Genomic DNA, 20,941 nt, shown 5'->3' with positions numbered 1-20,941 from the left:
GCAGCGGTCCGGGAGTCGCTTCGATCCGCTGGTTCCGCGGTGAAAAACCGCAGGTAGGAGCATACTGACGCGATGAACGAATCGGGCGACCGAATCGTGGATACGGCCGAGGGGGCGGTAGCCCGGGTGGTGGGCGCCGGGATGCCGCAGACCACGGGTAGCTTCCGTTTCTGGTTCGCCGATCGGCGGTGGGAGTGGTCGGACGAGGTCGCCGCGATGCACGGCTACGCGCCCGACACGGTGACACCGACGACGGAATTGCTACTCGCGCACAAACACCCCGAGGACCGGGATCATGTCGCCGAGGCGATCGAGAAGTCGGTCCGCAACGCCGAACCGTTCTGCAGCCGCCACCGCATCATCGACACCGGGGGGGTCGCGCACCACGTCATCGTCCTGGGCGACACGATGATCGACAAGGGCGGCACCGTCGTCGGCACCGCGGGCTATTACATCGACCTGACGGCCACCATCGCCGAGGAACGTCAGGACCTGCTCGACGGCACGCTGCCCAAACTCTTCGAGGCGCGCGCGGTGATCGAGCAGGCCAAAGGCGTGCTGATGCGGATCTACCGGATCAACGCCGACCAGGCATTCCACGTCCTGCAATGGCGGTCGCAGGAGACCAACGTCAAACTGCGCGACCTGGCCGCACAGCTCATCGCCGAAATCGATCGCTTGCCCCCGGCTCCGCCGGCGGTGCAGACCGCTTTCGACCACATGCTGCTGACGCTGCACGAGCGCGTCCCGAGTCGTGCGGGTCGCTGCCGCGGCTCGGGTTCGGCCTAGCGGCGCCGCAGCAGGGCGCCGACACCGTCGCGCAGGGCTGCGACGGCGTCGACCAGGGTGACCTGGGCCCCGATCGCCAAGGCGGCCACCGGCAGCGCTTCGTCGGCGCGGCGCATCTCACCGGTCGTGCCGTTCGCGGCGGGCCCGAGCAGTGGGCTCGGAGCGGTCCCGGCCAGCATCAAGCGGTCGCCCAGTACGGCGCGGTCGAGCAGTAGCCGCTCTACGGTAGCGGCGCGCAATGCGGTCGTGGTCGCGGCCAGCCCGGCCACCGCGGGCCCGTCCGGACGCTCGATCTCGGTGGCGAAGCGGTCGAGCACCCGGCGGCGGCGCTGCGCCACCATGCGGTGCAGGATCTCGCGGACCTCCGCATCGAGCGCCTTCGGATCCGAACCCGGCGTCAGTGTGCCGGATTCGGCCTCGACGACATCCCGGCCCTTCGCGTCGAACTGCGCACGCAGTTCCGATCGAGCCCGGGCCTCTCCGGCGAGCACGACGACTTCCGCGTGCACGGTGTCGGCGAGCCGGTCGAGTTCCCGCGCGAATTCCCGGATGTTCCGTCGCGTGCTGTCCACGGTCCGCTGCCGGATCGTGCGATGAGACCAGTCGTCGCGCTGGATATCGGGCATCGGAGGGCCCGCGGTCCGGAGGAATTCCTCGTCCTCGTTGCGTTTGTCGAGCGCGTACAGTTCCGAGCCCACCCGGTCCACGAGCGCGATGACGTGCGGTATCTGCTCGCCTTGCATTTCGATCAGCGGCAGCAGGTACGGCAGCGGGGAGACCCGGACGATGTCGATATCCGGCGGTCGCGGCAGGCGTTCGTCGGCGAGCACCTCGGTCTCGTCGGCGATGAGCATCCTGCCGCACCGCCCGCGCGGCGGTGGGTGCAGTTCGATCGCCTGGGCCAGCAGCCGCCGGACACGTGGTCTGGCCCCGCTGCGATCCAGCTCGGCGTCGATCGAGCGCCAACGCAGCTCGGACCGGCGTGCCGCGTCTTCGGTGTCGTGCGAACTATCGAAACAGACCGATGCGAAGGGGCCGTGCTTTCCGATGATCCGCCGGAGGTCGGCCATCGGTATCACCTGGTTTCCGTGGCCGTGGACGTCCGCGCCACCGGGCCTCGGCGAACATCGGGCGACGACCCGGCGGTGGGCCTCGACGCCCGGGTGACTTCGTCCTGTGTGCCGACAGCTTCGGTTCGGCGAACCATGGTGAGCGGGTACCCGGGTGTCTCGCGCCGAATCAGCCCGCGCACAACCGGGGAATCGAGCCGCCGCCGATCTTCGTGTCGTGCGTCCCGGCCCGCAACCGCATCGCCGTACCGATTGCGCGCGAGGGGTTTTCGTGCGGTCATCGGTGGGCTACCGATCGGATCGGGCCGCGCCGGGTGGCGACCGCTTCCGGGGAATGTCGATTGCGGTCGCTTCGGCGGTGGTACGGCCGACGCCGGTGCTTCGGCGGAACCGACACCGCCGCTGCTGGCCGCCGGGCGGCAAAGTCGCCCTTTTTCGGTTTCGTGCAATAAAGTCGGGGGAGCCGCTATTTCCACAGCTCAGCGGCCGCAATTTTGACCAAGCGACCGCTTGGTGATCAGATCGTGAACCGAAAAGATCGGTTTGTTACAGGTGAGCTGTGGTAAACGTTGGATGTATCGGATCGACAGCGCGGTCGACCGATAAAAGGGGCGAGGAACCCGCGCTGCTCGATGTTCAGCCGATTCGAAGCGCTCTGTCGTGAACTACCGGCGCCGCTCGAACACGAGGGCTCTCCGCAAGCATGTGCACGACCTACGTGCACCAGCGCAGAGGAATGTCATCGTGAGCGAGAAGCCCGAAGCGCCCGTCGTGGACGACGAAGAACGAGATCGGATCATCTGGCCCGACCCCAGCCCGCTGAGTGGCTGGTGGGCCGAAGTCATGGCCCACCGCCGGATCACCCGGCAGCCCGCACCGACCGCGAATCCGCACCACAACTGACCGGCCCCGCGGTGGCACCGACCCACTGCGACGTGCGGAAGGTGGGCGCCGAACGTCGGCGGATGATCGACGTTCGCGTCCGCTTCGCCGCCGCGCGTAATGCGCGCCCTGCTGTTCCCTGGCGCCTTGTCGAAATTTCCCCTGCGGCCATCTGTGTTCTCGCTGCCGCGCGAAATCCGCCGTTCGGAAACCGACCTCCGATCCGAGTTCCGCGTCGAAATACGACGCGACCGAACTGTCGTGCCGCCCGGTGAATTCGGGGCTTCTCCGGCGTGTCGGAGCGCACGGTGCGCGCCTGTTTGTCCCGCCCGGAACCGGTAATCGACGCCCGCCCGTCAGCCGTGGTGCCCGCGAGTTCGGAGTCTGCTTCAATGGGTGGTCATATTCGGCGGAGGACACGGGGGCGTCATGTCCGGCACCAGAGCTGTCTCCTTTCGGGGGGTCGATGTGCTCGAAGATCTGCTGCGCTGGCTGGTACCGCGGCCGCGGCGAGGGGAGCGGATGCTCCCGATGGTGGGCCTGTGCGGTGACCCGACCAATGTCGAAGTCTGCTTGGACATGTTCGGGGCGGCACTGCGCGGCGCGGTGCATGTGTCCGTGGACGTGGACGCTCTCGACCCCTTGCCCGAGGACAGCTCTCTGGCCGAGGACAACACCCCGGGCCTGACCGCGTTGCGCCAACTGCTCTACAACCTGTGCAAAGGATTGGCCGCGGACCGCTTCGGGCGCCTGCGCCCCTTGCCTTTCCGGCGCTACCGGTTAGCGGAATGGTTGATGGCCCGCAAGCTCAGCTCGGACAACGAGCTCGACGAACTGGCGTCGCTGTTGCGCAAGGACTTCGGCCGATGGGGCGAGGAGTTGCTCGGCGAAGCCCAGGCCACAGTGGGCCCCATCCAGCGAATCCTGTTGGGCCTGTTGCGTATCGTGCTGCCCCCGGCGGTGTTCCGGGCGCGCACCGGTGGCCGGATTCCCGGCGTGGGCCGCGAGTTCCGGTGGTTCATGCGCCAGCAGTACCTGGCGCCGGAACAGTCCAGCCAGTTCGTCGGATTCGCACACCGTCTCACCGAGGGCGCCCGCCGCCAAGAGCACGCCGAGCATTTGGCCAAGCTTCTGGTGCACGCTTTCCTGGAAGATCTGCGGGTGGCCTACCGGCGCCGCTGGTGGCGCATCAGCGCGGCACGGCGCACCACCTATCCCGTCGTGATCCTGCGCGCGCTCGCCGGAGAAGCCGGTCCCCGGCTGCTGGATCTGGTCAACGACGTCCGCAACGAGACCGGCAAGGACGATCCGCTGCTGCTGGTGACCGGCACCCACACGCCGCCGGCCGACGTCACCGCGCGGCCGGTGTACCGGGTGCGGAGGCTGTACGAGGTCTGGAAGGACGAGTTGCCCGTGGGGCGGCAGCGCCAGCGGCCCCGGGCTTGGCAGCTGTGGTTCGCGATACCCGCCACCGGTCCACACGACGACGAGCCGGACCCGTTCCGTTCGATTTCGGTGCCCGCGCCGCCGTGGTGGGCCCGGCGGGCGGTGTCGGCAGGTGCGGTGTTCCTGGTGATCGCGCTGGCGGTGGCCGCGACCGGGTTCGCGACATGGCGACCGTGGCGTGCGGGCGACCCCGCGTGCGCCACCGGAGCGGGTGTCCAGTGGGTGCGGGTCGTCCCCGGTCCGGACGGAAACTGCGTCGGTTTCAGTGCCTACGATCCGGACGATCCCGCGACCGGCGGCAACGGCTTCCTCTTCGCGAGCGACGAGCCGGGCAGTCGCCGTCTGGTGGAGGTGCAGCGGCGGGTGTACAAGCAGAATCTGCTGGCCGAACAGCTGGCCCGCGAGCAACCTGCGCGGCCGCTGTTCACCCTGGTCTATTTCGGCCAGCTCACCGGCGTTCCGGGCGACTACCCGGCGCAGAGCGAGGACATCGAAGGCTTGGCGCTGGCGCAGTACAACGCGCTCGAATCGGTCGTGTTGTCCGACGCCGTCACCCCCGACACGGTCCCGCTGATCCGGCTGCTGCTCGCCAACACCGGTCCGGCCAACCTGCAGGGCCCGGAGGTCATCGAACTGTTGACGCCGCTCATCCGCGCCGATCCGAGCATTGTCGGGGCGATCGGACTCGATCAGAGCCGGACCGCGACGCTGAGCATGATCAATGCGCTGACCGGGCTCGGCATACCGATGGTGGCGCCCAGCCTGTCGGCCGACGAGATGGTGCGGTCCTCCCCGCTGTACTTCCAGATCGCCCCGCCGAACCACGCGATCGCCGACATGATCAAGCAGTACCTGAATTCCCTCCCCGGTATGGCCGGGCGCGGCGTGCGGATCTACCACCGGCCCGACCCGACCGACCTCTACACCAAGAACATGGCCGCGGACCTGCACGTCCTCGCCGGCGACGGACGGGAGATCTGGGAGGGCTCCTGGGACCTGCGCGAGGCCTTCACCGGGCAGGGCGGCACCGACGCCTGCGACGAGGTGCTGTTCTTCGCCGGCCGGGACTCGGAGTTCCCCGACTTCCTGCAGAGCCTCAACAAAGCGTGCGGTGACCAGCGGGTGATGTTGATCGCGGACGATTCGGTCAACCGGTTCATGGCCAGCGTGGACCGGCGCCGGGCGGCCAACAGCGCGCGTCCGCTGGTCTACGTGGCCAAGGCGAGCCTGGTGACCTGCCGCAACAAAGGTCAGGGATTCCGCAGCCGGGTCGAGTTCTACCACCTCGCCACCACCGTAGATCCGGACGTCCCGAGCTGGAACGCCTGCGCCGAAGCGGACAAACCGATGGGTGAGCGGGTCGAGTTGCATCCGCTGGGGGAGCGGGTCGCGCTGACCTACGACGCGGTCGGATTGTTCGTGCGCGCCGTGCAGGCGCTGGCCCCGGCCGTCTCCGGCGTCTGGACCGAGCCGATCCCGATCAGTGCCGCCGCGGTGTGGGCGGCACTGCGTGACCTTCCCCGGCAGCCGGTGATCGAGTCCAGCAGTGGCGTGCTGGACTTCTCGGTCAGTCAGGGCGCCCACGCCGGCCGGGTGGCGCACGACAAATGGGTGGGCATGCTCAGTGTGGAGCAGATCTGGGATCCCTCGACCAACGCCGAACCCGTGATGGTCTACGGCTGCGGCCGAGCCACCGCCGCCGACACGGCGCAGTGCCGTCCTTACCCGCTGGGCCGCTGACCGGCATCCACGGGGCCGGCCGCACTCGTCGCGCTGAGCGGCTCGGCCAGTTCCTCCAGCGACCGCCCTTCGGCCCGCACACCGTAGGCCAGTTCGACCAGCCCGGCCGCGAACATGGCAAGCGCGCCGATGGTGAACGCCAGGGCGGTCTTCCCGGGATCGCCCTCGGCGGACAGCTCGGCGAACACCAACGGTCCCGCGACGCCGCCCGCGACGGTGCCGATCGCGTAGAAGAATGCGATGGCCATGGCGCGGGTCTCCATCGGAAAGATCTCGCTGACGGTCAAATAGGCCGCGCTGGCGCCGCACGACGCGACGAACAGCACGGCGGTCCAGCAGGCGGTGAGTGTCGTCGCGGTCAGGTGGCCGCCCGCGAAAAGCCATGCGGTGGCGAGCAACAGCACGGCCGAACCCAGGTAGCTGCCCGCGATCATGGGCTTGCGCCCGATCGTGTCGAACAGCTTGCCGAGCAGGAGCGGACCGAGGAAGTTGCCGAAACAGAGGACCGCGAAGTAGTAGCCGACCCGGTCGTCGGCGATGCCGAAGGACTTGGACAGGATGAGCGCGTAATTGAACGTGATGGCGTTGTAGAGGAATGCCTGTCCGATGAACAGTGACAACCCGAGCACGCTGCGGCGTGGATAGCGCCGCACCATCACCGCCGCGATCTCGCGGAAGGCGATGGTCCGGCGCTGCCGGATCTGGATCCGCTGATCGGAGACGTCCGCCAGCGAGGTGCCTTTGTCGGCCCGGACGGTCGCTTCGATCGCGGTGACGGTGCGCTCCGCGTCGTCTTCGTGACCGTGGATGAACTGCCAGCGCGGACTCTCCGGGACGTTCTTGCGCACCAGCAGGATGATCAGGCCGAACACAGCGCCGAGCGCGAACGTCAAGCGCCAGCCCACGTTCGGCGCGAACAGATCGGTGTTGAGCGCGACGATGGACAGCAGCGCGCCGCCGACGGCGCCGAGCCAGTAGGTGCCGTTGATGACGATGTCGATGCGGCCGCGGTACTGCTTCGGAATCAGCTCGTCGATGGCGGAGTTGATCGCCGCGTACTCGCCGCCGATGCCGAACCCGGTGAGGAACCGGAAGAAGACGAACCACCACATCGAGAACGACAGCGCCGTCATCGCGGTCGCGAAGAGGTACACCGCGAGGGTGATCAAGAAGAGTTTCTTGCGGCCGAATCTGTCGGTCAGCCAACCGAAGAAGAGTGCACCGGCACCGGCGCCCGCGACGTACATGGCCGCGGCGACGCCGGAAACCTGTGCCGCCGTGATGCTCAGGCCGCTGCCCGGTTCCGACAGCCGGGCGGCCACGCTGCCGACGACGGTGACTTCCAGCCCGTCGAGGATCCAGACGGATCCGAGTCCGATCACGATCATCCAATGCCATCGCGACCAGGGCAGCCGGTCCAGCCTGGCCGGGATGTCGGTCGATATGGTCCGCACGGATCACCCCTTCGAAAGACTGACGGTCGGATACCCCTAGCCGCCGCGGCCAACCGCGCCGGTGGGCTAGGCTCGATCCGGGAGTGAAACGTGTTCTAGAAAGTGGCCTGTCGATGAAGACGATCTACGCGCTGTGGGGCGTGCACGACCTGCGCACGGCGGATCTCGCGCCGCGACTGCCGGGGGCCGCCGCGGTGCAGGCGAACATCTCGGACGCGGCGGTGGAGACGGCGATGTTGCGCATCACGACGTTCGACGCCCCGGTGCAAGCCGTCGTCAGCGTTTGGTGGGACGGGACGCCGCGGACGGCCGCGGCCGAGCGAGCGCTGAGCGGCGTGGCCGAGCGGGTGGCCGGCTGGCACGTCGAGGAGGCGACTCCGATTCCGCCGCCGGTCACCGCCGCGCTGGAGCGCGCGCCGGGCCTGTCGAATATCGCTTTCCTGCGTAAGCCGGACGATCTGTCCCACGCCGAGTGGCTGGACCGCTGGCGCACCCACCACACCGCGATCGCCATCGAGACCCAGGCGACGTTCGGTTATGTGCAGAATCTGGTGACCGGGCCCGCCACGGCCGCAGCGCCGGACATCGCGGGCATCGTCGAGGAACTGTTCCCGATCGAGGCGCTCACCGACCCGCACGCGTTCTACGGCAGCGGTGGCGACGGCGCGGAACTGGCGCGCCGCGTCGACCGGCTGATGACCAGCGTCGCGACCTTCGGTGGCGACCGGAATCTGGACGTGGTGCCCACCAGCAGATACCGGCTGCGCTGAGAACTCAGCCGCCGGGTGCCCGCCCCGCCGATTCACGCAGGGCGGATCGAGCGGCGCGCACCACGGGATGGTTTCCGGTGCCGCGCCGATAGGCGAGGTGAGTCCGCCGACGCATCGGCAGCGGAGCGAGTGTGACGCCGGCAGGGCATTCCCGCGTACCGAATTCGGGAACCAAGGCGACGCCCTGATCCGCGGCGACGAGCGCGAGGACCGTGCCGAAGTCGTCGGCGTGGTGGCGGATCCTGGGCGTGAATCCGGCCGCCTCGCAGGCGCGCACCGTCATCGTGTGGCACAGCGTGCCGGGAGTGCTTGCGATCCAAGGACTTTCGCGGTATGCCGCGAGCGGCTCGGCGGTGCGCGCGGCGAAATAGACGATCTCCTCGAACAGGGGCTCGCTGTGCAGCGCGGGATCCGCGGGGACCGGCACATAGTCGTACTCCTGGATCAGCGCGACATCGAGCACCTCGGCGCGCAGCGCGTCGGGCGCCAGCGCGGGATCGAGTTCGGTCACGCGCAGTTCCAGCCGGGGGTGCGCGCTGCTCAGCGCGACGAGCGCGGGGGAGAGGATGGTCCGCACCGCGGTCGGGAAAGCTCCGATGCGCAGCGTTCCGGTCAGTTCGGCGCGGGCGGTGGCCAGTTCGGCGGTGGCCTGCTCGAGCACCGCGAGTATGCGCTCGGTGTGCTGGACCAGAGCCAGCGCCGCGGGGGTGAGGGACACCCGGCGGCCGGTGCGGGTCAGCAGCGGCACACCGGCCTCCCGCTCCAGGGCGGAGAGTTGCTGCGACACCGCCGAGGGCGTGTACGCGAGGGCCTCCGCGACCGCGGCGATGGTTTCCCGGTGCGACAGTTCCCGCAGTAGCCGCAGTTTGCGGACATCGAGCATAAGTTCACCTTACGGTCTGCGATAGAAATGTGAACTGGAACTGACGGTTGGGAGCGGTCACGCTGGTCGTCATGACGCTCGCAGGTCTCTTCGTTCCCCTGATCACCCCGTTCGCAGCCGACGGCACGATCGCCGCCGACGCGCTGGAGCGGCTAGCCCACGAAGTACTCGACGACGGCGCGACCGGCATCGTCGCATTGGGCACCACCGGGGAGCCCGCGACGCTGACGGATGCGGAGCGGGCCAAGGTGGTCGCCGTCTGCGCGGGCGTCTGCCGGGAACACGACGCACCCCTGATCGTGGGCGTGGGGTCGAACGACACGGCGGCTTCCGTGGCGGCCCTCGCCGATCTCGACCCGCACAGCACCGCGGCGCTGACCGTGGTCCCGTACTACACGCGCCCCTCCGAGGCGGGTGTGCTCGCGCATTTCCGCGAACTCGCCGCAGCCGCCCCGGTTCCGCTGATCGTGTATCACATCCCTTACCGCACAGGACTTTCCCTGGGCGTGGACGCCCTGCTCGCGCTAGCCGACCTGCCCAACGTCATCGGTCTGAAGCACGCGGTCGGCGCCGTCGACGACGCCACCATCGCGCTGATGGGCGCGCGGCCCGCCGATTTCGCCGTGCTGGCCGGTGACGACCGGTTCGCCGCGCCGCTGCTGGCCCTCGGCGCGTCCGGTGCGATCGCGGCCTCGGCCGCCGTGCACACCTCGTCGTTCGCCGCACTGGTCACCGCGTGGCGCGACGGTCCGGTCGGCGCGGCGCGGTCACTCGGGCACCATCTCGCGGCGCTGTCGGGGGCACTGTTCGCCGAACCCAATCCCACGGTGATCAAAGCGGTGCTCGCCGCGCAGGGCCGCATACCGAGTGCCGCGGTGCGGTTGCCGCTGCTACCTGCGACTGAGGCCGCGACCCTCGCCGCGCTGGCCGTGCTCGCGGAATTCCCGGCACGAGGAATCGCCGATCACTGGTGCAACGGCCACGAAGGTGCCACCCTTAAGCGGTGACACAACCTCCGGATACCCAGGCGGCTGGGCCCGACCCGACGGCCGACAAACTGGACGCGGCCGTCTTCAAGGTCGCGGGCGTGGTCGTGCTCGGCGCGATCATGTCGATTCTCGACATCACCGTCGTCAGCGTCGCGATCCCGACCTTCCAGCGCGAATTCGACACCAGCTACGCCATCGCGGCGTGGACGATGACCGGCTACACCCTCGCGCTGGCCACCGTGATCCCGCTGACCGGGTGGGCGGCCGACCGCTTCGGCACCAAGCGGCTGTACATCATGGCCCTCACCTTCTTCGTCCTCGGCTCGCTGCTGTGCAGCACGGCGTGGAACATCGAGTCGCTGATCGCGTTCCGCGTGATCCAGGGCCTCGGCGGCGGCATGCTGATGCCGCTGGGCATGACGATCATGACCCACGCCGCCGGACCGCAGCGGGTGGGCCGGGTGATGGCGGTGCTCGGCGTGCCGATGCTGCTCGGTCCGATCGGCGGCCCGATCCTGGGCGGCTGGCTGATCGAGAACTTCAGCTGGCACTGGATCTTCCTGATCAATCTGCCGATCGGCTTGATCGCCCTGGCGCTCGCGGTCATCGTGCTGCCCGCCGACAAGCCGGAGCCGTCGGAATCGTTCGACTTCCTCGGCATGCTGCTGGCCTCGCCCGGCCTGGCGCTGTTCCTGTTCGGCGTCTCCTCCATCCCGGAGGAGCAGACGGTGCTCGCGGCGAAGGTGCTGATCCCGGCGGCCGTCGGCGCGCTGCTGATGGTGGCGTTCGTGTTCCACGCGCTGCGCACCGAGCACCCGCTGATCGACCTGCACCTGTTCCGCAACCGCGCGCTCACTTTCGCGGTGCTCACGATGGTGCTGTTCGCTATCGCGTTCTTCGGAGCGGGTCTGCTGCTGCCGACCTATCTGCAACAGGTGCGGGGTGAGTCGGCGCTGGCAGCCGGTCTGCTGATCGCGCCGCAGGGCATCGGCGCGATGCTGAGCATGCCGATCGCGGGCCGTTTCGTGGACAAGATCGGCCCGGGCAAGATCGTGCTCGTCGGTATCGCGCTGATCTCGATCGGGACAGCCTATTTCGTCCAGCTCGACGCGGACAGCTCGTACCTCCCGATGATCGGCGCCCTGGTCGTGATGGGCCTCGGCATGGGCTGCACGATGATGCCGATCATGACCGCCGCGATCCAGACCCTGACCCACCAGCAGGTGGCTCGCGGGTCGACACTGATGAACATCGTCAACCAGACCGCGGGCTCGATCGGCACGGCGACGATGTCGGTGGTGCTGACCAACCTGCTGAACAACGAGCCGCTGGCCCGTCCCGCGATCGCGGCCAACTTCGATCCCGCCATCGCGAGCCAGCTTCCGCCGGGAGCCGTCGAGACCGGTCTGCAGCAGGCCGCGGACGCGTTCAGCCAGACCTATGTGGTGGCGCTGGTGCTGATCGTGCTGACCTTGGTCCCGGCGTTCTTCCTCCCGCGCACCAAGCCGAAGAACCCGGAGGCGGTCGACGCGGCGACCGTGGTGCACGCCTAGCCGCGAGTCCCGAGATCACCTGTCCGGCAGGTGGTCTCGGGACAGTGCCGACAGGAGGGCCGGTCGTCTTCGATCGCCCTGTCCCGCCTGAAAACTGAACGCCGCCGCGGATGCGGCCAGTGGCGGCCGCTCATCCCCGGTTTCGAAGCCCGTCGAACACGATCTCCAGACCACGGCGCCACGACGGCGAACCGGTGGTCTCCCCGAGCAGCGACAGCGCCCACACCAAGTTGACGACGTCTTCGTCGGTCGCGTCGGCGCGCAGCGCGCCGGCTTCCCGGACGCGCGCGAGCACCGCCGCCAGCTGCGACATGCCGCGATGACAGGCCTGCGCCAGCTGCGCCGCCGCCGGATGGTCCCCGGTGAACGCTTCGAGCAGCCCGCGATCGGCGGTCAGCCTGTCGAGCAGGTCTTCGACGAATCCGGTGAAAGCCGCCCAGGCATCCGGTTCGGCCGCCGCACGGGCGGCGATCTCGTCCATCGCCGCCAGCCGCGGTGGCAGCAGGGCGTCGATGAGCATGTCGCGGGTCGGGAAATGGTTGTACAGCGTCCCGATGCTGACCCCCGCGCGCCGCGCGATCTCTTCGAGGGAACCGTCGAGGCCCTGCTCGGTGAACACTTCGGCCGCCGACCGCAACAACTTCTCCCGATTACGGGCGGCGTCCCGGCGCAGGGGTTTGGTCACCCGCGCATTCTACAAAACCTGAGGGGTGCCTCGAATTCGTGCTACGGTGAGAAATCGAGGGGGGCCTCAAATTAAGGAGAGCGCATGTCCCACCGTGGAACGGCCCTGATCGTCGGCGTCGGCCCCGGTCTCGGAATGTCGATGGCCCGGCGATTCGGGCGGGAAGGGTTCCGCGTCGCGCTGGTCTCGCGCAGCGACGCGCGGCACGCCACCTACCTGGCGGACCTGACGGCGCGCGGCATCGAGGCCACCGCCCATGTCGCCGATGTGACCGATCGGTCGCGGCTCGGCGCGGTACTCGGCGACATCCGCGGGGCGGGGCCGATCGGCATGGTCTACTACGGGCCGGGGCCGACGCAACATCCGGTGCCGATCACCGACATCGATTCCGCCACGGCGCGATCCGCGTTCGAGTGGGTGTGGCCCGCGGTCGACGTGGTGAGTGAGGTGCTACCGGGCATGCTCGATCGCGGGGACGGCGCTTTGCTTTTCGCGGGTGGCCTGTCCAGCGTCCGGCCGATGCCCATGCTCGGTCACCTCGCCCTCGCGGCCGCGGCGCTGCGCAACTACGCGCTCACGCTCAACGCGGCGCTGGGCGAGCGCAATCTCTACGCGGGCACCCTGACCATCGGCGGCCTCGTGGAACGCGGCGACATCCACGCCATGGTCACCGCGGACCCGGCGCGCTTCGGCAGCCCGGAAGGGCACACGCTCGATCCGGACGACTTGGCCGAGACCGCGTGGAACATGTATCGCACCCGCGACCGGGCCGAAGAGATCTTCGACGCCCTCGGCGGGTGAGCGCCGAAAGTCAGCCGTACAGAGCGACGAAGCGGTCGAGGGAGCGTTCGATATCCCCTTTGACCGCACGGGCTACCCCGGAGCCGATCGGGCCGAACAGCGGCGCGCCGCCGAGTTCGATGTCGACGGTGACTTCCGAACCCGAGCCCTTCGGGGCGACGAGCAGTTGCAGGCCCAGTTTGGTGCCGCCCTTGCCGGCGCCGGTCAGTCGCAGGCAGCGCGGCGGTTGGGCGGCCCGCACCGTCCAGGTGACCCGGTTGCGCAGGCCCTTCACCGAGGCGATGCCGACAAGCTGAGTGCCGACGGTCAGTTCGGTGGGCACCGCACCGCGCCATGCCTCGTGCATGGTCAGCCATTTGTCGAGCTCGGCGAGGTTGGAGGTGTGCGTCCAGGCCTCCTCGGGCGAAATCGGGACATCGACCGAGACCTTCAGCTTTGCCATGGGCGCATGGTATCCGGTACCGGCGGTCCGCCCGGTGTCGAGGGCGGCCGGGACTCGGCGGGTTGCAAGGCAACCCAATATCATTGCGCAGCTATGTCGCGATCCCCGGCACTTATCGTCCCAGCTCCGGGAAACCGAAAGTCTCGGTGGGATCGGCAGAGACTTTGTTGGAATGCTGCTAATGTGCGAATGGTCGGGTTCTGGTTACCGTTCGGACACGATCCGAGCGGTCGGCGATTGACGTGTAATCGCCTGTCCTGCGGGCACTGTGCGATAGGCACTCTCGGTGAGTGCCGGCGTCGACGCGGGTTCCGGTACTCCGACGCGGACCCCACCGACCGGTCCGTTCATGGTCGGCAGGCGAGGGAAGGCGAGCGAAGCAGGATGGCAGTGGGCCGACTCCTCGAGACCAGTCAACGACGAAAGAACTGATGAATCAAGATATCGCCGTGGTGCTTTCATGGATCCTCGCCGCCGCTTTGGTGATCGCCGTAGCGGGGGCGTTGTACGCAGTACAGTATGCCAGGGCTCAGCGGGCCAAGCTCGAGGTTGTGACCAGGGAACAGCGCGCGACAGAGGACACGCTCGAGCGGTTCGCCGCCACCACGTTACCCGCGGTGGCCGAGTCGATCCGCCGGTTCGAGTCGCAGGTGCCCCCGGTCGAAGTCCAGGCGGGCATGGAGAATTCACGGCTCGCGCAGATCCTGCGGTGGATCTCCGAGCGATACGCCGATGATCTGAGCCTGATCCGCTCGGAGACCAGGGACCTGACCAACAACGAAGCGCAGCAGGCGATCAAGGCCGCCGAGGAGGCCGCGCGCAACGAGGTGTCCTCCGCCTCGCGCCAGGCGACCAGCGCCGCGGTCCGCTCGTTCGGCACCTCCGTGGTCAGTCTCGGCGCGGACGTGAGCCAGGTGGTGAGCGCCGCGCTGCGCGAGCATCGCGACGACCAGGTGTACGAAACCCTCACCCGCATCGACCACACCGTGCAGCAGATGATCCGTCAGGCGCAGTCCTACGTGATCGTCTGCGGTGGCCTGCCCGGCCGCCGCTGGCCCGCGCAGACGCTGACCGACGTGGTCGGCGGCGCCATCGGCCGGGTCCGCGAATACCTGCGGGTGCGGCCCAACCAGCTCGACCGCGTCGTGATCAGCCGCGCGGTGGAACCGCTCGTGCACACGCTGGCGACCTTGCTGGACAACGCGTTGCGGTACTCCCCGCCGACCTCCTACGTGGACGTCAACTTCCAGGAGGGCCATCACGGCGTCACCGTCATCATCGATGACGCGGGCGTGCGGATGAACGCCGAGCAGATGGAAGAGGCCCGGCAGGTACTCGCGCACGAGCGGCCCGTCGACATCCACCAGCTCGGCCCGTCGCCCAAGGTCGGCTTCCCGGGTATCGCCGCGCTGGCCCGACGCTACGGCTTCACCGTCTACATCGACGGCCCGAACGTCTACGGCGGCATGCGCGCGATGGTCTACATCCCGGAGTCGCTGCTGGTCACCCCGCAGAACGTCCAGGAGGTCGCGCCCGTGACCGAGGCAAAACCGGAGCCGGTCACGGTTCCCGCGCAGGACGCGCCGAGCGAGCAGCCCAGCGAGGACGAGCAGCCGCTGACGCTGAGCGAGATCACCAGCGGCGGGTTACCCAAGCGGCGACGCCGAACGGTCGCGCTCGCGCCGGTCGGGCCGCGCACCGAACCGGGCCTCGCTCGCCCCGAGATCGCCGCAGCTTGGCATACCGGCTCCAAGAGCGGCCGCGCCGCCGCATCTGATGACACGGAAGGGATGACATCCTGATGGCCACACCCGTGACCGACAGCAGCAACAAACTGGGCTGGCTACTCGAAGATCTCAGCATCACGGGTGTGCGGTTCGCGGTGTTGCTGTCCGACGACGGCCTGCGGATCGCGCACTCCACGGGGATCGCCCGCGACGAAGCGGAACGCTTCGCCGCCGCGGCCTCCGGCCTGCGCTCGCTCGGCAAGGCGCTCGGCGAATTCTGTGGTGACTCCGCCAACGGAGTGCGACAGAACATCACCGAGTACGACCAGGGCATGATCCTCATCACCGCGGCGGGGGAGGGCGCGTTACTCGGCGTCGCGACCACCAACGACATCGATGTGGGCTTGGTCGCGCACCGGATGAACGAGCTGGCAGGCCGGGTCGGACGCGAGCTGGGCAGCCAGCCGCGCAGGCGCGTAGACGGCAGCGAAATGCCATGATCGAGCGCGGCGAGCGAGTCAAAGGTACTGCGCCGCTGGGCATTACGGGGCCGAGCTGGCGTGAGGTTCCGTCATGAGCAAACCGCGGCGCGATCCGGACCTGGTCCGGGCTTATGTGCGCACCGGAGGGCGTACGCGTCCCACTCGCGAGCTGGACCTGGTCACTTTGGTCCTGACCGCCAAAGATCCACTTCCCGGCGCGTCGCCCGATGCGCGCCGGGTCATGGCCCTGTGCAGCCGCCGAGGTGCGCTGTCGATCGCGGAGATCGCGGCGTACCTCGATCTGCCGCCGTCCGTCGTGAAGATCGTCGCGTCCGATCTCATGGACGGTGGGCACCTGGTCACCCCCACCCCGGCCGAGTCCCTGCCGGAGATCGCTCTGCTGGAGGAGGTACTCAATGGGCTCCGTGCTCTCGCCGTCTGATCGCGCTGTCGACTACGTGCCGGAGACCGTGACCCGGTCGGTGAAACTGCTGGTGGCCGGCAACTTCGGTGTCGGCAAGACCACTTTCGTGAGCAGCGTCTCGGAGATCAAGCCGCTGCGCACCGAGGAGACCATCACCGAAGCCAGCGTCGGCGTCGACGACATGGCCGGGCTGCCGGGCAAGTCGCAGACCACGGTCGCGATGGACTTCGGCCGCATCACGCTCAGTCCCAAACTGGCGCTCTATCTGTTCGGCACTCCGGGCCAGCAGCGTTTCGTCCCGTTGTGGGAGGAGTTGGCCCGGGGTGCGCTCGGCGCGCTCGTGCTGGTCGACACCCGCCGTATCGAGAAGTCCGATGAGGTCCTGTCGGTGCTCGAGGAGCGCGGCGTCCCGTATTCGGTGGCGGTCAACCAGTTCGAAGGCGCGCGGCCCTACCCGCTCGAAGAGGTGCGCGATGCCCTCGATCTGGAACCCGGCACACCGTTGACGTCACTGGACGCACGGGACCGGGGCACCTGCCTGCGTTCGCTTATCACGCTAGTCGAATTCTTGTTCCACCGTTTGGAGTCTCGCATTTGACCACACCACAGTCCTCGACCTACCCCATGAACCTAGCCGGCGGCGCCTGCCCGGTCGCGCACGGATCGCCGATCGATACCGACGGTCCTAGGATTCCGCTGTACGCGGAGGAATTCGCGGCCGACCCGCACGGGACCTACCGGGACATGCGCAGGCGCCACGGTTCACTGGTCCCGATCGAACTGTCGCCCGGGGTTCCCGCCACGCTGGTGATCGGTTACCAGGAGGCCGTGCGGATCCTCAACGATCCGGAGCACTTTCCGGCCGATCCCCGCATCTGGCAGAAGAACATTCCCGAGGACTCGCCCATCCGCCCGATGATGGAGTGGTACCCGAACGCGCTGCGCAACAGCGGCGCCGCGCATGCCCGCTACCGGGGCGCCTATACCGCCAGCATCGATGCCATCGACCTGCACGAGGTGCACTCGATGGTCGAGCGCATCGCCATTCCGCTGATCAACTCCTTCTGCGCGGACGGCTCCGCCGACCTGGTGACGCAGTACGCGTTCCCGCTCGTGTTCGAGGTGCTCAACCGGATCGTCGGCTGTTCCACCGAACTGGGGCAGCGGGTCGCGACCGGCATGGCCATGCTCTTCGATACCGTCGAGGCGGCCAAGGGCATGGAGATGCTCTCCGCGGCGCTGATGGAACTGATCCAGCAGCGTCGCGCGGAGCCGGGTGAGGACGTCACGTCCCGGTTGGCCCATCACTCGGCCGATCTGAACGACGAGGAGATGCTCTCGAACCTGATCAGCCTCTACGGCGCGGGAATCGAGCCGCAGCAGAACCTGATCACCAATACGCTGCTGCTGATGCTCACCGACGACCGCTTCGGCGGTGAGGTCCTCGGCGGCAGCCTGTCGACGCGCGACGCGCTGGACGAGGTGTTGTTCAACGACCCACCGATGGCGAACTTCTGCATCACGTACCCGCGCCAGCCCATCCTGATCGGCAACACCTGGTTGCCCGCGCACCAGCCGGTGCTGGTCAGCCTCGCTGCCTGCAACAACGACCCGGCGATCCGCGGCGGTGACCGTGCGGGGAACCGCTCGCACCTGGCGTGGGCCGTCGGACCGCACGCCTGCCCGGCGAAGTCCGTGGCGTCCGTGGTCGTTCAAGAAGCCATTGATCAGCTGCTCGACGCTCTCCCCGAGATGCAATTGGCCGTGCCGGTGGACGAAGTGGTCTGGCGGCCGGGCCCATTCCACCGGGCGTTGGCGGCCTTGCCGGTCGTCTTCCCCGAATCCCCTCCGTTGAACATGGTGTAAGGAGAAGCGTCCGATGTCGCAAGAGCCGATAGTCTTGGATCTGACCGGTTCCGATATCCAAGGCGAGGCCGCGCGGCTGCGCGAGCGTGGGCCGGTGGCCCTGGTGGAGCTGCCCGGCGGGGTGCCCGCGTGGTCGATCACCGATGCCGTCGTGCTCAAGAGCCTGTTGGCCGATCCGCGCGTGTCGAAGGACCCGCGGCAGCACTGGGCGGCGTTCATGAACGGCGAGATCACCCAGGAATGGCCGCTGCACCCCTGGGTGGCGGTCGACAATATGTTCACCGCCTACGGTTCCGAGCATCGGCGGCTGCGCAAGCTGGTCGCGCCCGCGTTCACGCATCGCCGCACCGTGGCGCTTCGACCGCGCATCGAAGCGATCACCGCCGGCCTGCTCGACCAGCTCGCGGCGACCCCGCGCGGTACGGCCGTCGATCTGCGCGAGGGCTACGCCTATCCGGTGCCGATCCAGGTCATCACCGAGCTGATGGGTGTGCCCGAGCACTTGGGCCCCGGTGTGCGGAAATGTGTCGACGGCTTCTTCGACACCTCGTTCGGGCCGGAAGAGGCCCAGGCGAACTATCTCGAGATGTACCGGCTCATCAGCGAACTCGTGGCGTACCGGCGGGAGACCCCCGGCGACGACATCACGAGCGTGCTGATCGCCAGCCGGGACGACGAGGACGGCTCGCAGCTGACCGAGAAGGAACTCGTCGACACCCTGATGCTGGTGATCAACGCCGGGCACGAGACGACGGTGAACCTGCTCGATCAGGCCATCTTCGCGTTGCTCACCCGTGCGGATCAGCGTGCCGACGTGGTGGAGGGCCGGCTCGCCTGGTCGGACGTGGTGGAGGAGTCGCTGCGCTTCGAGGCGCCGGTCGCGCACCTGCCGCTGCGCTACGCGGTCGAGGACATCGACATCGCCGGCGTCCGCATCCCCAAGGGCGAGGCGATCCTGGCCTCCTACGTGGCGGCCAATCGCGATCCGAAGGTGCACGGTGCGACCGCGGACGAGTTCGACGTGCGCCGGTCGGTCAAGGATCATCTGGCCTTCGGGTACGGGGCGCATCACTGCCTGGGCGCGCCGCTGGCCCGGATGGAAGCCGAGATCGCCCTTCCGGCCATCTTCCGTCGCTTCCCCGACATGCGCCTCGCGGTCGACCCGTCCGAGGTGGGCACCGTGCTCAGCTTCATCTCCAACGGCCACTCCGAGCTGCCGGTCCTACTGGAGGCGGCGGAGTAGGACATCTCGATCACACCTGCCCGGCATCGGGGCTCTGCAGTCCCGTATCCGGACCCGGCGGCCCGCGTATCCGTTGCGGATACGCGGGCAGAGGTGTTTCGCCGCCTGGGGATGTACGCGGACCCGCCCCGATCGCGTCGACCTGACGCACGAGATATGCTCTGCCCCGGCGAAATTCGGCGTAAAGTCGAAATCGCCACGCCCGCACGGCAATTCGTATCCCGAGCACTGGGGCACGTGTGTCGTTTATCCACCCTGCTCGTCGAACGTTCCGACTTTGGAGTCACGTTTTGACCCACCCACAGTCTTCGTCGTCCGCGTCCACCTCCAGCGGCTGCCCGGTCCGGCACGGTTCACCGGTCGGCGCGGACGGCCCACGGGTCGCGCTGTACTCGGAGGATTTCGCGGCGGACCCGCACAGCGCCTATCGGGACATGCGCCGGCGGTACGGTTCGCTCGTTCCGGTGGAACTGTCCCCCGGTGTGCCCGCGACGCTCGTGATCGGATATCACACCGCGCTGCGCATCCTGAACGATCCCGACCACTTCCCGGCCGATTCGCGGACGTGGCAGCAGACCGTGCCCAGTGACTGCCCGGTGCTGCCCCTGCTCGAGTGGCGTCCGGCCGCGATCCGCAATTCCGGCCCGGAGCATGCCAGGTACCGGCAGGCCACGGTCGCGGGCATCGAGGAGATCGACCAGTTCGCATTGCGCACCACGGTGGAGCGGATCGCCGTTCCGCTGATCAACAGCTTCTGCGGGGACGGCTCGGCCGACTTGATCGCGCAATACGCGTTCCCACTGTCGTTCGCGGTGATCAACGCCATGCTCGGGTGCCCGCCGGACATCGGGCAGCGGGCGGCGATGGGGCTCGCGGCGATGTTCGAAGGCGTGGAGGCCGAGCAGGGCAACGCGATGTTCAACGACGCGATGGCGGACCTGGTGGCGCTCAAACGATCGCAGCCCGGCGACGACATCGTCACGCGCATCCTGCGCCACCCCGTCGATTTCGATGACGCGGAGATGGTGCAGCAGGTGCTGATGCTGTACGGCGCGGGCATCGAACCGCAGCAGAACCTCATCATCAACACGCTGCGGCTGATGCTCACCGACCAGCGGTTCGCGGGCGGCATTCTCGGCGGCAGTCTCTCGACACGGGACGCGCTGGACGAGGTGTTGTTCACCGATCCGCCGCTGTCGAATTACTGCGTCACGTTCCCGCGGCAGCCGATCCTGATCGACGGCGTCTGGCTACCCGCGCACCAGCCGGTGGTCATCAGCATGGCCGGATGCAACAACGACCCGGCGATCAACACGGGGCAGTACACCGACAACCGGGCTCATCTCGCGTGGAGCGTCGGGCCGCACACCTGTCCGGCCCGGTCGGTGGCCTATCTGATCGCCCAGGATGCCATCGATCAGTTGCTCGACGCGTTGCCCGAGATGCGGCTGGCCGTCCCCGCCGAGCAGCTGACCTGGCGGCCGGGTCCGTTCCATCGCTCGCTGGCCGCCTTGCCGGTCGCCTTCCCGGAATCACCGCCGATGCTCGTCTTCTCCGGCCAGCCGGAGCAGAGCCCGGCGTCGTAGCCTGTCCGGCGAGCTGAAGCTTCTCGCATTCCGTTCCAGAAGGAGGTTGCCGCTCAGAGGTCGTCGTGCACACAGCTGATGAGGGTGTGCGCCGGCCTGTCACCGATTC

19 protein-coding genes are annotated in these 20,941 nt (G+C 68.3%); 14 read left to right on the top strand and 5 right to left on the bottom strand.

The features are described 5' to 3' along the window. Positions 1-72: 72 nt before the first annotated feature. Positions 73-789 (top strand): PAS and ANTAR domain-containing protein, encoded by a 717-nt coding sequence (locus LTT66_RS00510; RefSeq protein WP_408638716.1) that lies wholly within the window; start codon positions 73-75, stop codon positions 787-789. Here the strand turns inward: LTT66_RS00510 and LTT66_RS00505 are convergent. After that, positions 786-1,859, bottom strand: coding sequence for a baeRF2 domain-containing protein (locus tag LTT66_RS00505; RefSeq protein ID WP_233063181.1), 1,074 nt, complete (start codon positions 1,857-1,859; stop codon positions 786-788). The two genes, LTT66_RS00510 and LTT66_RS00505, sit on opposite strands and share 4 nt — an antisense overlap. Positions 1,860-2,603: 744 nt before the next feature. Here LTT66_RS00505 and LTT66_RS00500 point away from each other — a divergent pair. Both LTT66_RS00500 and LTT66_RS00495 read left to right on the top strand, forming a co-directional pair. Further along, positions 2,604-2,762: a hypothetical protein gene (locus LTT66_RS00500; protein ID WP_233063180.1), complete on the top strand. Its 159-nt coding sequence runs from the start codon at positions 2,604-2,606 to the stop codon at positions 2,760-2,762. Between the two features lie 408 nt (positions 2,763-3,170). Then, complete coding sequence (locus tag LTT66_RS00495; RefSeq protein ID WP_233063179.1) at positions 3,171-5,927, top strand: hypothetical protein; 2,757 nt, start codon at positions 3,171-3,173, stop codon at positions 5,925-5,927. Here the strand turns inward: LTT66_RS00495 and LTT66_RS00490 are convergent. Further along, a complete protein-coding gene (locus LTT66_RS00490; protein ID WP_233063178.1) occupies positions 5,909-7,381 on the bottom strand; it encodes an MFS transporter in 1,473 nt (490 codons plus the stop codon). The genes LTT66_RS00495 and LTT66_RS00490 overlap by 19 nt on opposite strands. Before the next feature lie 113 nt (positions 7,382-7,494). On the opposite strand from LTT66_RS00490, the gene LTT66_RS00485 reads away from it, so the two are divergent. Continuing rightward, positions 7,495-8,151: an EthD domain-containing protein gene (locus LTT66_RS00485; protein ID WP_233063177.1), complete on the top strand. Its 657-nt coding sequence runs from the start codon at positions 7,495-7,497 to the stop codon at positions 8,149-8,151. A 4-nt stretch (positions 8,152-8,155) separates the two neighbouring features. Here LTT66_RS00485 and LTT66_RS00480 read toward each other — a convergent pair whose 3' ends face one another. Continuing rightward, the gene (locus tag LTT66_RS00480) at positions 8,156-9,034 is read right to left on the bottom strand and encodes a LysR family transcriptional regulator (RefSeq protein WP_233063175.1); all 879 of its coding nucleotides are present in this window, start codon (positions 9,032-9,034) and stop codon (positions 8,156-8,158) included. 71 nt (positions 9,035-9,105) lie between these two features. Between LTT66_RS00480 and dapA the strand changes: the two genes are divergently transcribed. Beyond that, positions 9,106-10,041: a 4-hydroxy-tetrahydrodipicolinate synthase gene (gene dapA / locus LTT66_RS00475; RefSeq protein WP_233063174.1), complete on the top strand. Its 936-nt coding sequence runs from the start codon at positions 9,106-9,108 to the stop codon at positions 10,039-10,041. After that, complete coding sequence (locus LTT66_RS00470) at positions 10,038-11,576, top strand: DHA2 family efflux MFS transporter permease subunit (RefSeq protein ID WP_233063173.1); 1,539 nt, start codon at positions 10,038-10,040, stop codon at positions 11,574-11,576. Before dapA ends, LTT66_RS00470 begins: the two co-directional genes overlap by 4 nt. A 130-nt stretch (positions 11,577-11,706) precedes the next feature. Here the strand turns inward: LTT66_RS00470 and LTT66_RS00465 are convergent, their stop codons facing one another. Then, positions 11,707-12,261, bottom strand: a complete 555-nt coding sequence (locus LTT66_RS00465) for a TetR/AcrR family transcriptional regulator (RefSeq protein ID WP_233063172.1) — start codon at positions 12,259-12,261, stop codon at positions 11,707-11,709. 84 nt (positions 12,262-12,345) lie between these two features. Between LTT66_RS00465 and LTT66_RS00460 the strand changes: the two genes are divergently transcribed. Further along, the gene (locus LTT66_RS00460; protein ID WP_233063171.1) at positions 12,346-13,062 is read left to right on the top strand and encodes an SDR family NAD(P)-dependent oxidoreductase; all 717 of its coding nucleotides are present in this window, start codon (positions 12,346-12,348) and stop codon (positions 13,060-13,062) included. Between the two features lie 10 nt (positions 13,063-13,072). Here LTT66_RS00460 and LTT66_RS00455 read toward each other — a convergent pair whose 3' ends face one another. Then, positions 13,073-13,504 (bottom strand): type II toxin-antitoxin system Rv0910 family toxin, encoded by a 432-nt coding sequence (locus tag LTT66_RS00455; RefSeq protein ID WP_233063170.1) that lies wholly within the window; start codon positions 13,502-13,504, stop codon positions 13,073-13,075. A 431-nt stretch (positions 13,505-13,935) separates the two neighbouring features. Here LTT66_RS00455 and LTT66_RS00450 point away from each other — a divergent pair, with 431 nt between their 5' ends. The 7 genes from LTT66_RS00450 (at position 13,936) to LTT66_RS00420 (ending at position 20,832) form a co-directional block, all read left to right on the top strand. Then, complete coding sequence (locus tag LTT66_RS00450) at positions 13,936-15,306, top strand: ATP-binding protein (protein ID WP_233063169.1); 1,371 nt, start codon at positions 13,936-13,938, stop codon at positions 15,304-15,306. Then, positions 15,306-15,731: a roadblock/LC7 domain-containing protein gene (locus LTT66_RS00445; RefSeq protein WP_181721800.1), complete on the top strand. Its 426-nt coding sequence runs from the start codon at positions 15,306-15,308 to the stop codon at positions 15,729-15,731. Before LTT66_RS00450 ends, LTT66_RS00445 begins: the two co-directional genes overlap by 1 nt. A 73-nt stretch (positions 15,732-15,804) precedes the next feature. Then, complete coding sequence (locus LTT66_RS00440) at positions 15,805-16,155, top strand: DUF742 domain-containing protein (protein WP_039805398.1); 351 nt, start codon at positions 15,805-15,807, stop codon at positions 16,153-16,155. Then, positions 16,130-16,735 carry a GTP-binding protein gene (locus LTT66_RS00435; protein ID WP_174184304.1) on the top strand — a complete coding sequence of 202 codons (606 nt, stop codon included), beginning with the start codon at positions 16,130-16,132 and terminating at the stop codon, positions 16,733-16,735. The genes LTT66_RS00440 and LTT66_RS00435 overlap by 26 nt, the downstream gene beginning before the upstream one ends. 26 nt (positions 16,736-16,761) lie before the next feature. Beyond that, positions 16,762-18,003 (top strand): cytochrome P450, encoded by a 1,242-nt coding sequence (locus LTT66_RS00430; RefSeq protein ID WP_233069527.1) that lies wholly within the window; start codon positions 16,762-16,764, stop codon positions 18,001-18,003. 13 nt (positions 18,004-18,016) lie between these two features. After that, positions 18,017-19,246, top strand: coding sequence for a cytochrome P450 family protein (locus LTT66_RS00425; protein WP_233063168.1), 1,230 nt, complete (start codon positions 18,017-18,019; stop codon positions 19,244-19,246). 290 nt (positions 19,247-19,536) lie between these two features. Further along, entirely contained in the window at positions 19,537-20,832 is a 1,296-nt protein-coding gene (locus LTT66_RS00420) for a cytochrome P450 (protein WP_233063167.1), read from the top strand. The last annotated feature ends 109 nt before the right edge of the window (positions 20,833-20,941 follow it).

The sequence above is a fragment of the Nocardia gipuzkoensis genome, assembly GCF_021183645.1.
GTDB lineage: Bacteria > Actinomycetota > Actinomycetes > Mycobacteriales > Mycobacteriaceae > Nocardia > Nocardia abscessus.
Note: the sequence above shows the minus strand (reverse complement) of the source record. Positions and strands in the feature narration are given on the sequence as shown.

Excerpts from the sequence above, each read along its gene's own strand:
- LTT66_RS00485 (WP_233063177.1), top strand. The coding sequence starts at position 7,495 with ATGAAGACGATCTACGCGCTGTGGGGCGTGCACGACCTGCGCACGGCG.
- LTT66_RS00510 (WP_408638716.1), top strand. The coding sequence starts at position 73 with ATGAACGAATCGGGCGACCGAATCGTGGATACGGCCGAGGGGGCGGTA.
- LTT66_RS00505 (WP_233063181.1), bottom strand. The coding sequence starts at position 1,859 with ATGGCCGACCTCCGGCGGATCATCGGAAAGCACGGCCCCTTCGCATCG.
- LTT66_RS00430 (WP_233069527.1), top strand. The coding sequence starts at position 16,762 with ATGAACCTAGCCGGCGGCGCCTGCCCGGTCGCGCACGGATCGCCGATC.
- LTT66_RS00455 (WP_233063170.1), bottom strand. The coding sequence starts at position 13,504 with ATGGCAAAGCTGAAGGTCTCGGTCGATGTCCCGATTTCGCCCGAGGAG.
- LTT66_RS00435 (WP_174184304.1), top strand. The coding sequence starts at position 16,130 with ATGGGCTCCGTGCTCTCGCCGTCTGATCGCGCTGTCGACTACGTGCCG.
- LTT66_RS00480 (WP_233063175.1), bottom strand. The coding sequence starts at position 9,034 with ATGCTCGATGTCCGCAAACTGCGGCTACTGCGGGAACTGTCGCACCGG.
- LTT66_RS00450 (WP_233063169.1), top strand. The coding sequence starts at position 13,936 with ATGAATCAAGATATCGCCGTGGTGCTTTCATGGATCCTCGCCGCCGCT.
- LTT66_RS00460 (WP_233063171.1), top strand. The coding sequence starts at position 12,346 with ATGTCCCACCGTGGAACGGCCCTGATCGTCGGCGTCGGCCCCGGTCTC.
- LTT66_RS00445 (WP_181721800.1), top strand. The coding sequence starts at position 15,306 with ATGGCCACACCCGTGACCGACAGCAGCAACAAACTGGGCTGGCTACTC.
- dapA (WP_233063174.1), top strand. The coding sequence starts at position 9,106 with ATGACGCTCGCAGGTCTCTTCGTTCCCCTGATCACCCCGTTCGCAGCC.
- LTT66_RS00495 (WP_233063179.1), top strand. The coding sequence starts at position 3,171 with ATGTCCGGCACCAGAGCTGTCTCCTTTCGGGGGGTCGATGTGCTCGAA.
- LTT66_RS00425 (WP_233063168.1), top strand. The coding sequence starts at position 18,017 with ATGTCGCAAGAGCCGATAGTCTTGGATCTGACCGGTTCCGATATCCAA.
- LTT66_RS00440 (WP_039805398.1), top strand. The coding sequence starts at position 15,805 with ATGAGCAAACCGCGGCGCGATCCGGACCTGGTCCGGGCTTATGTGCGC.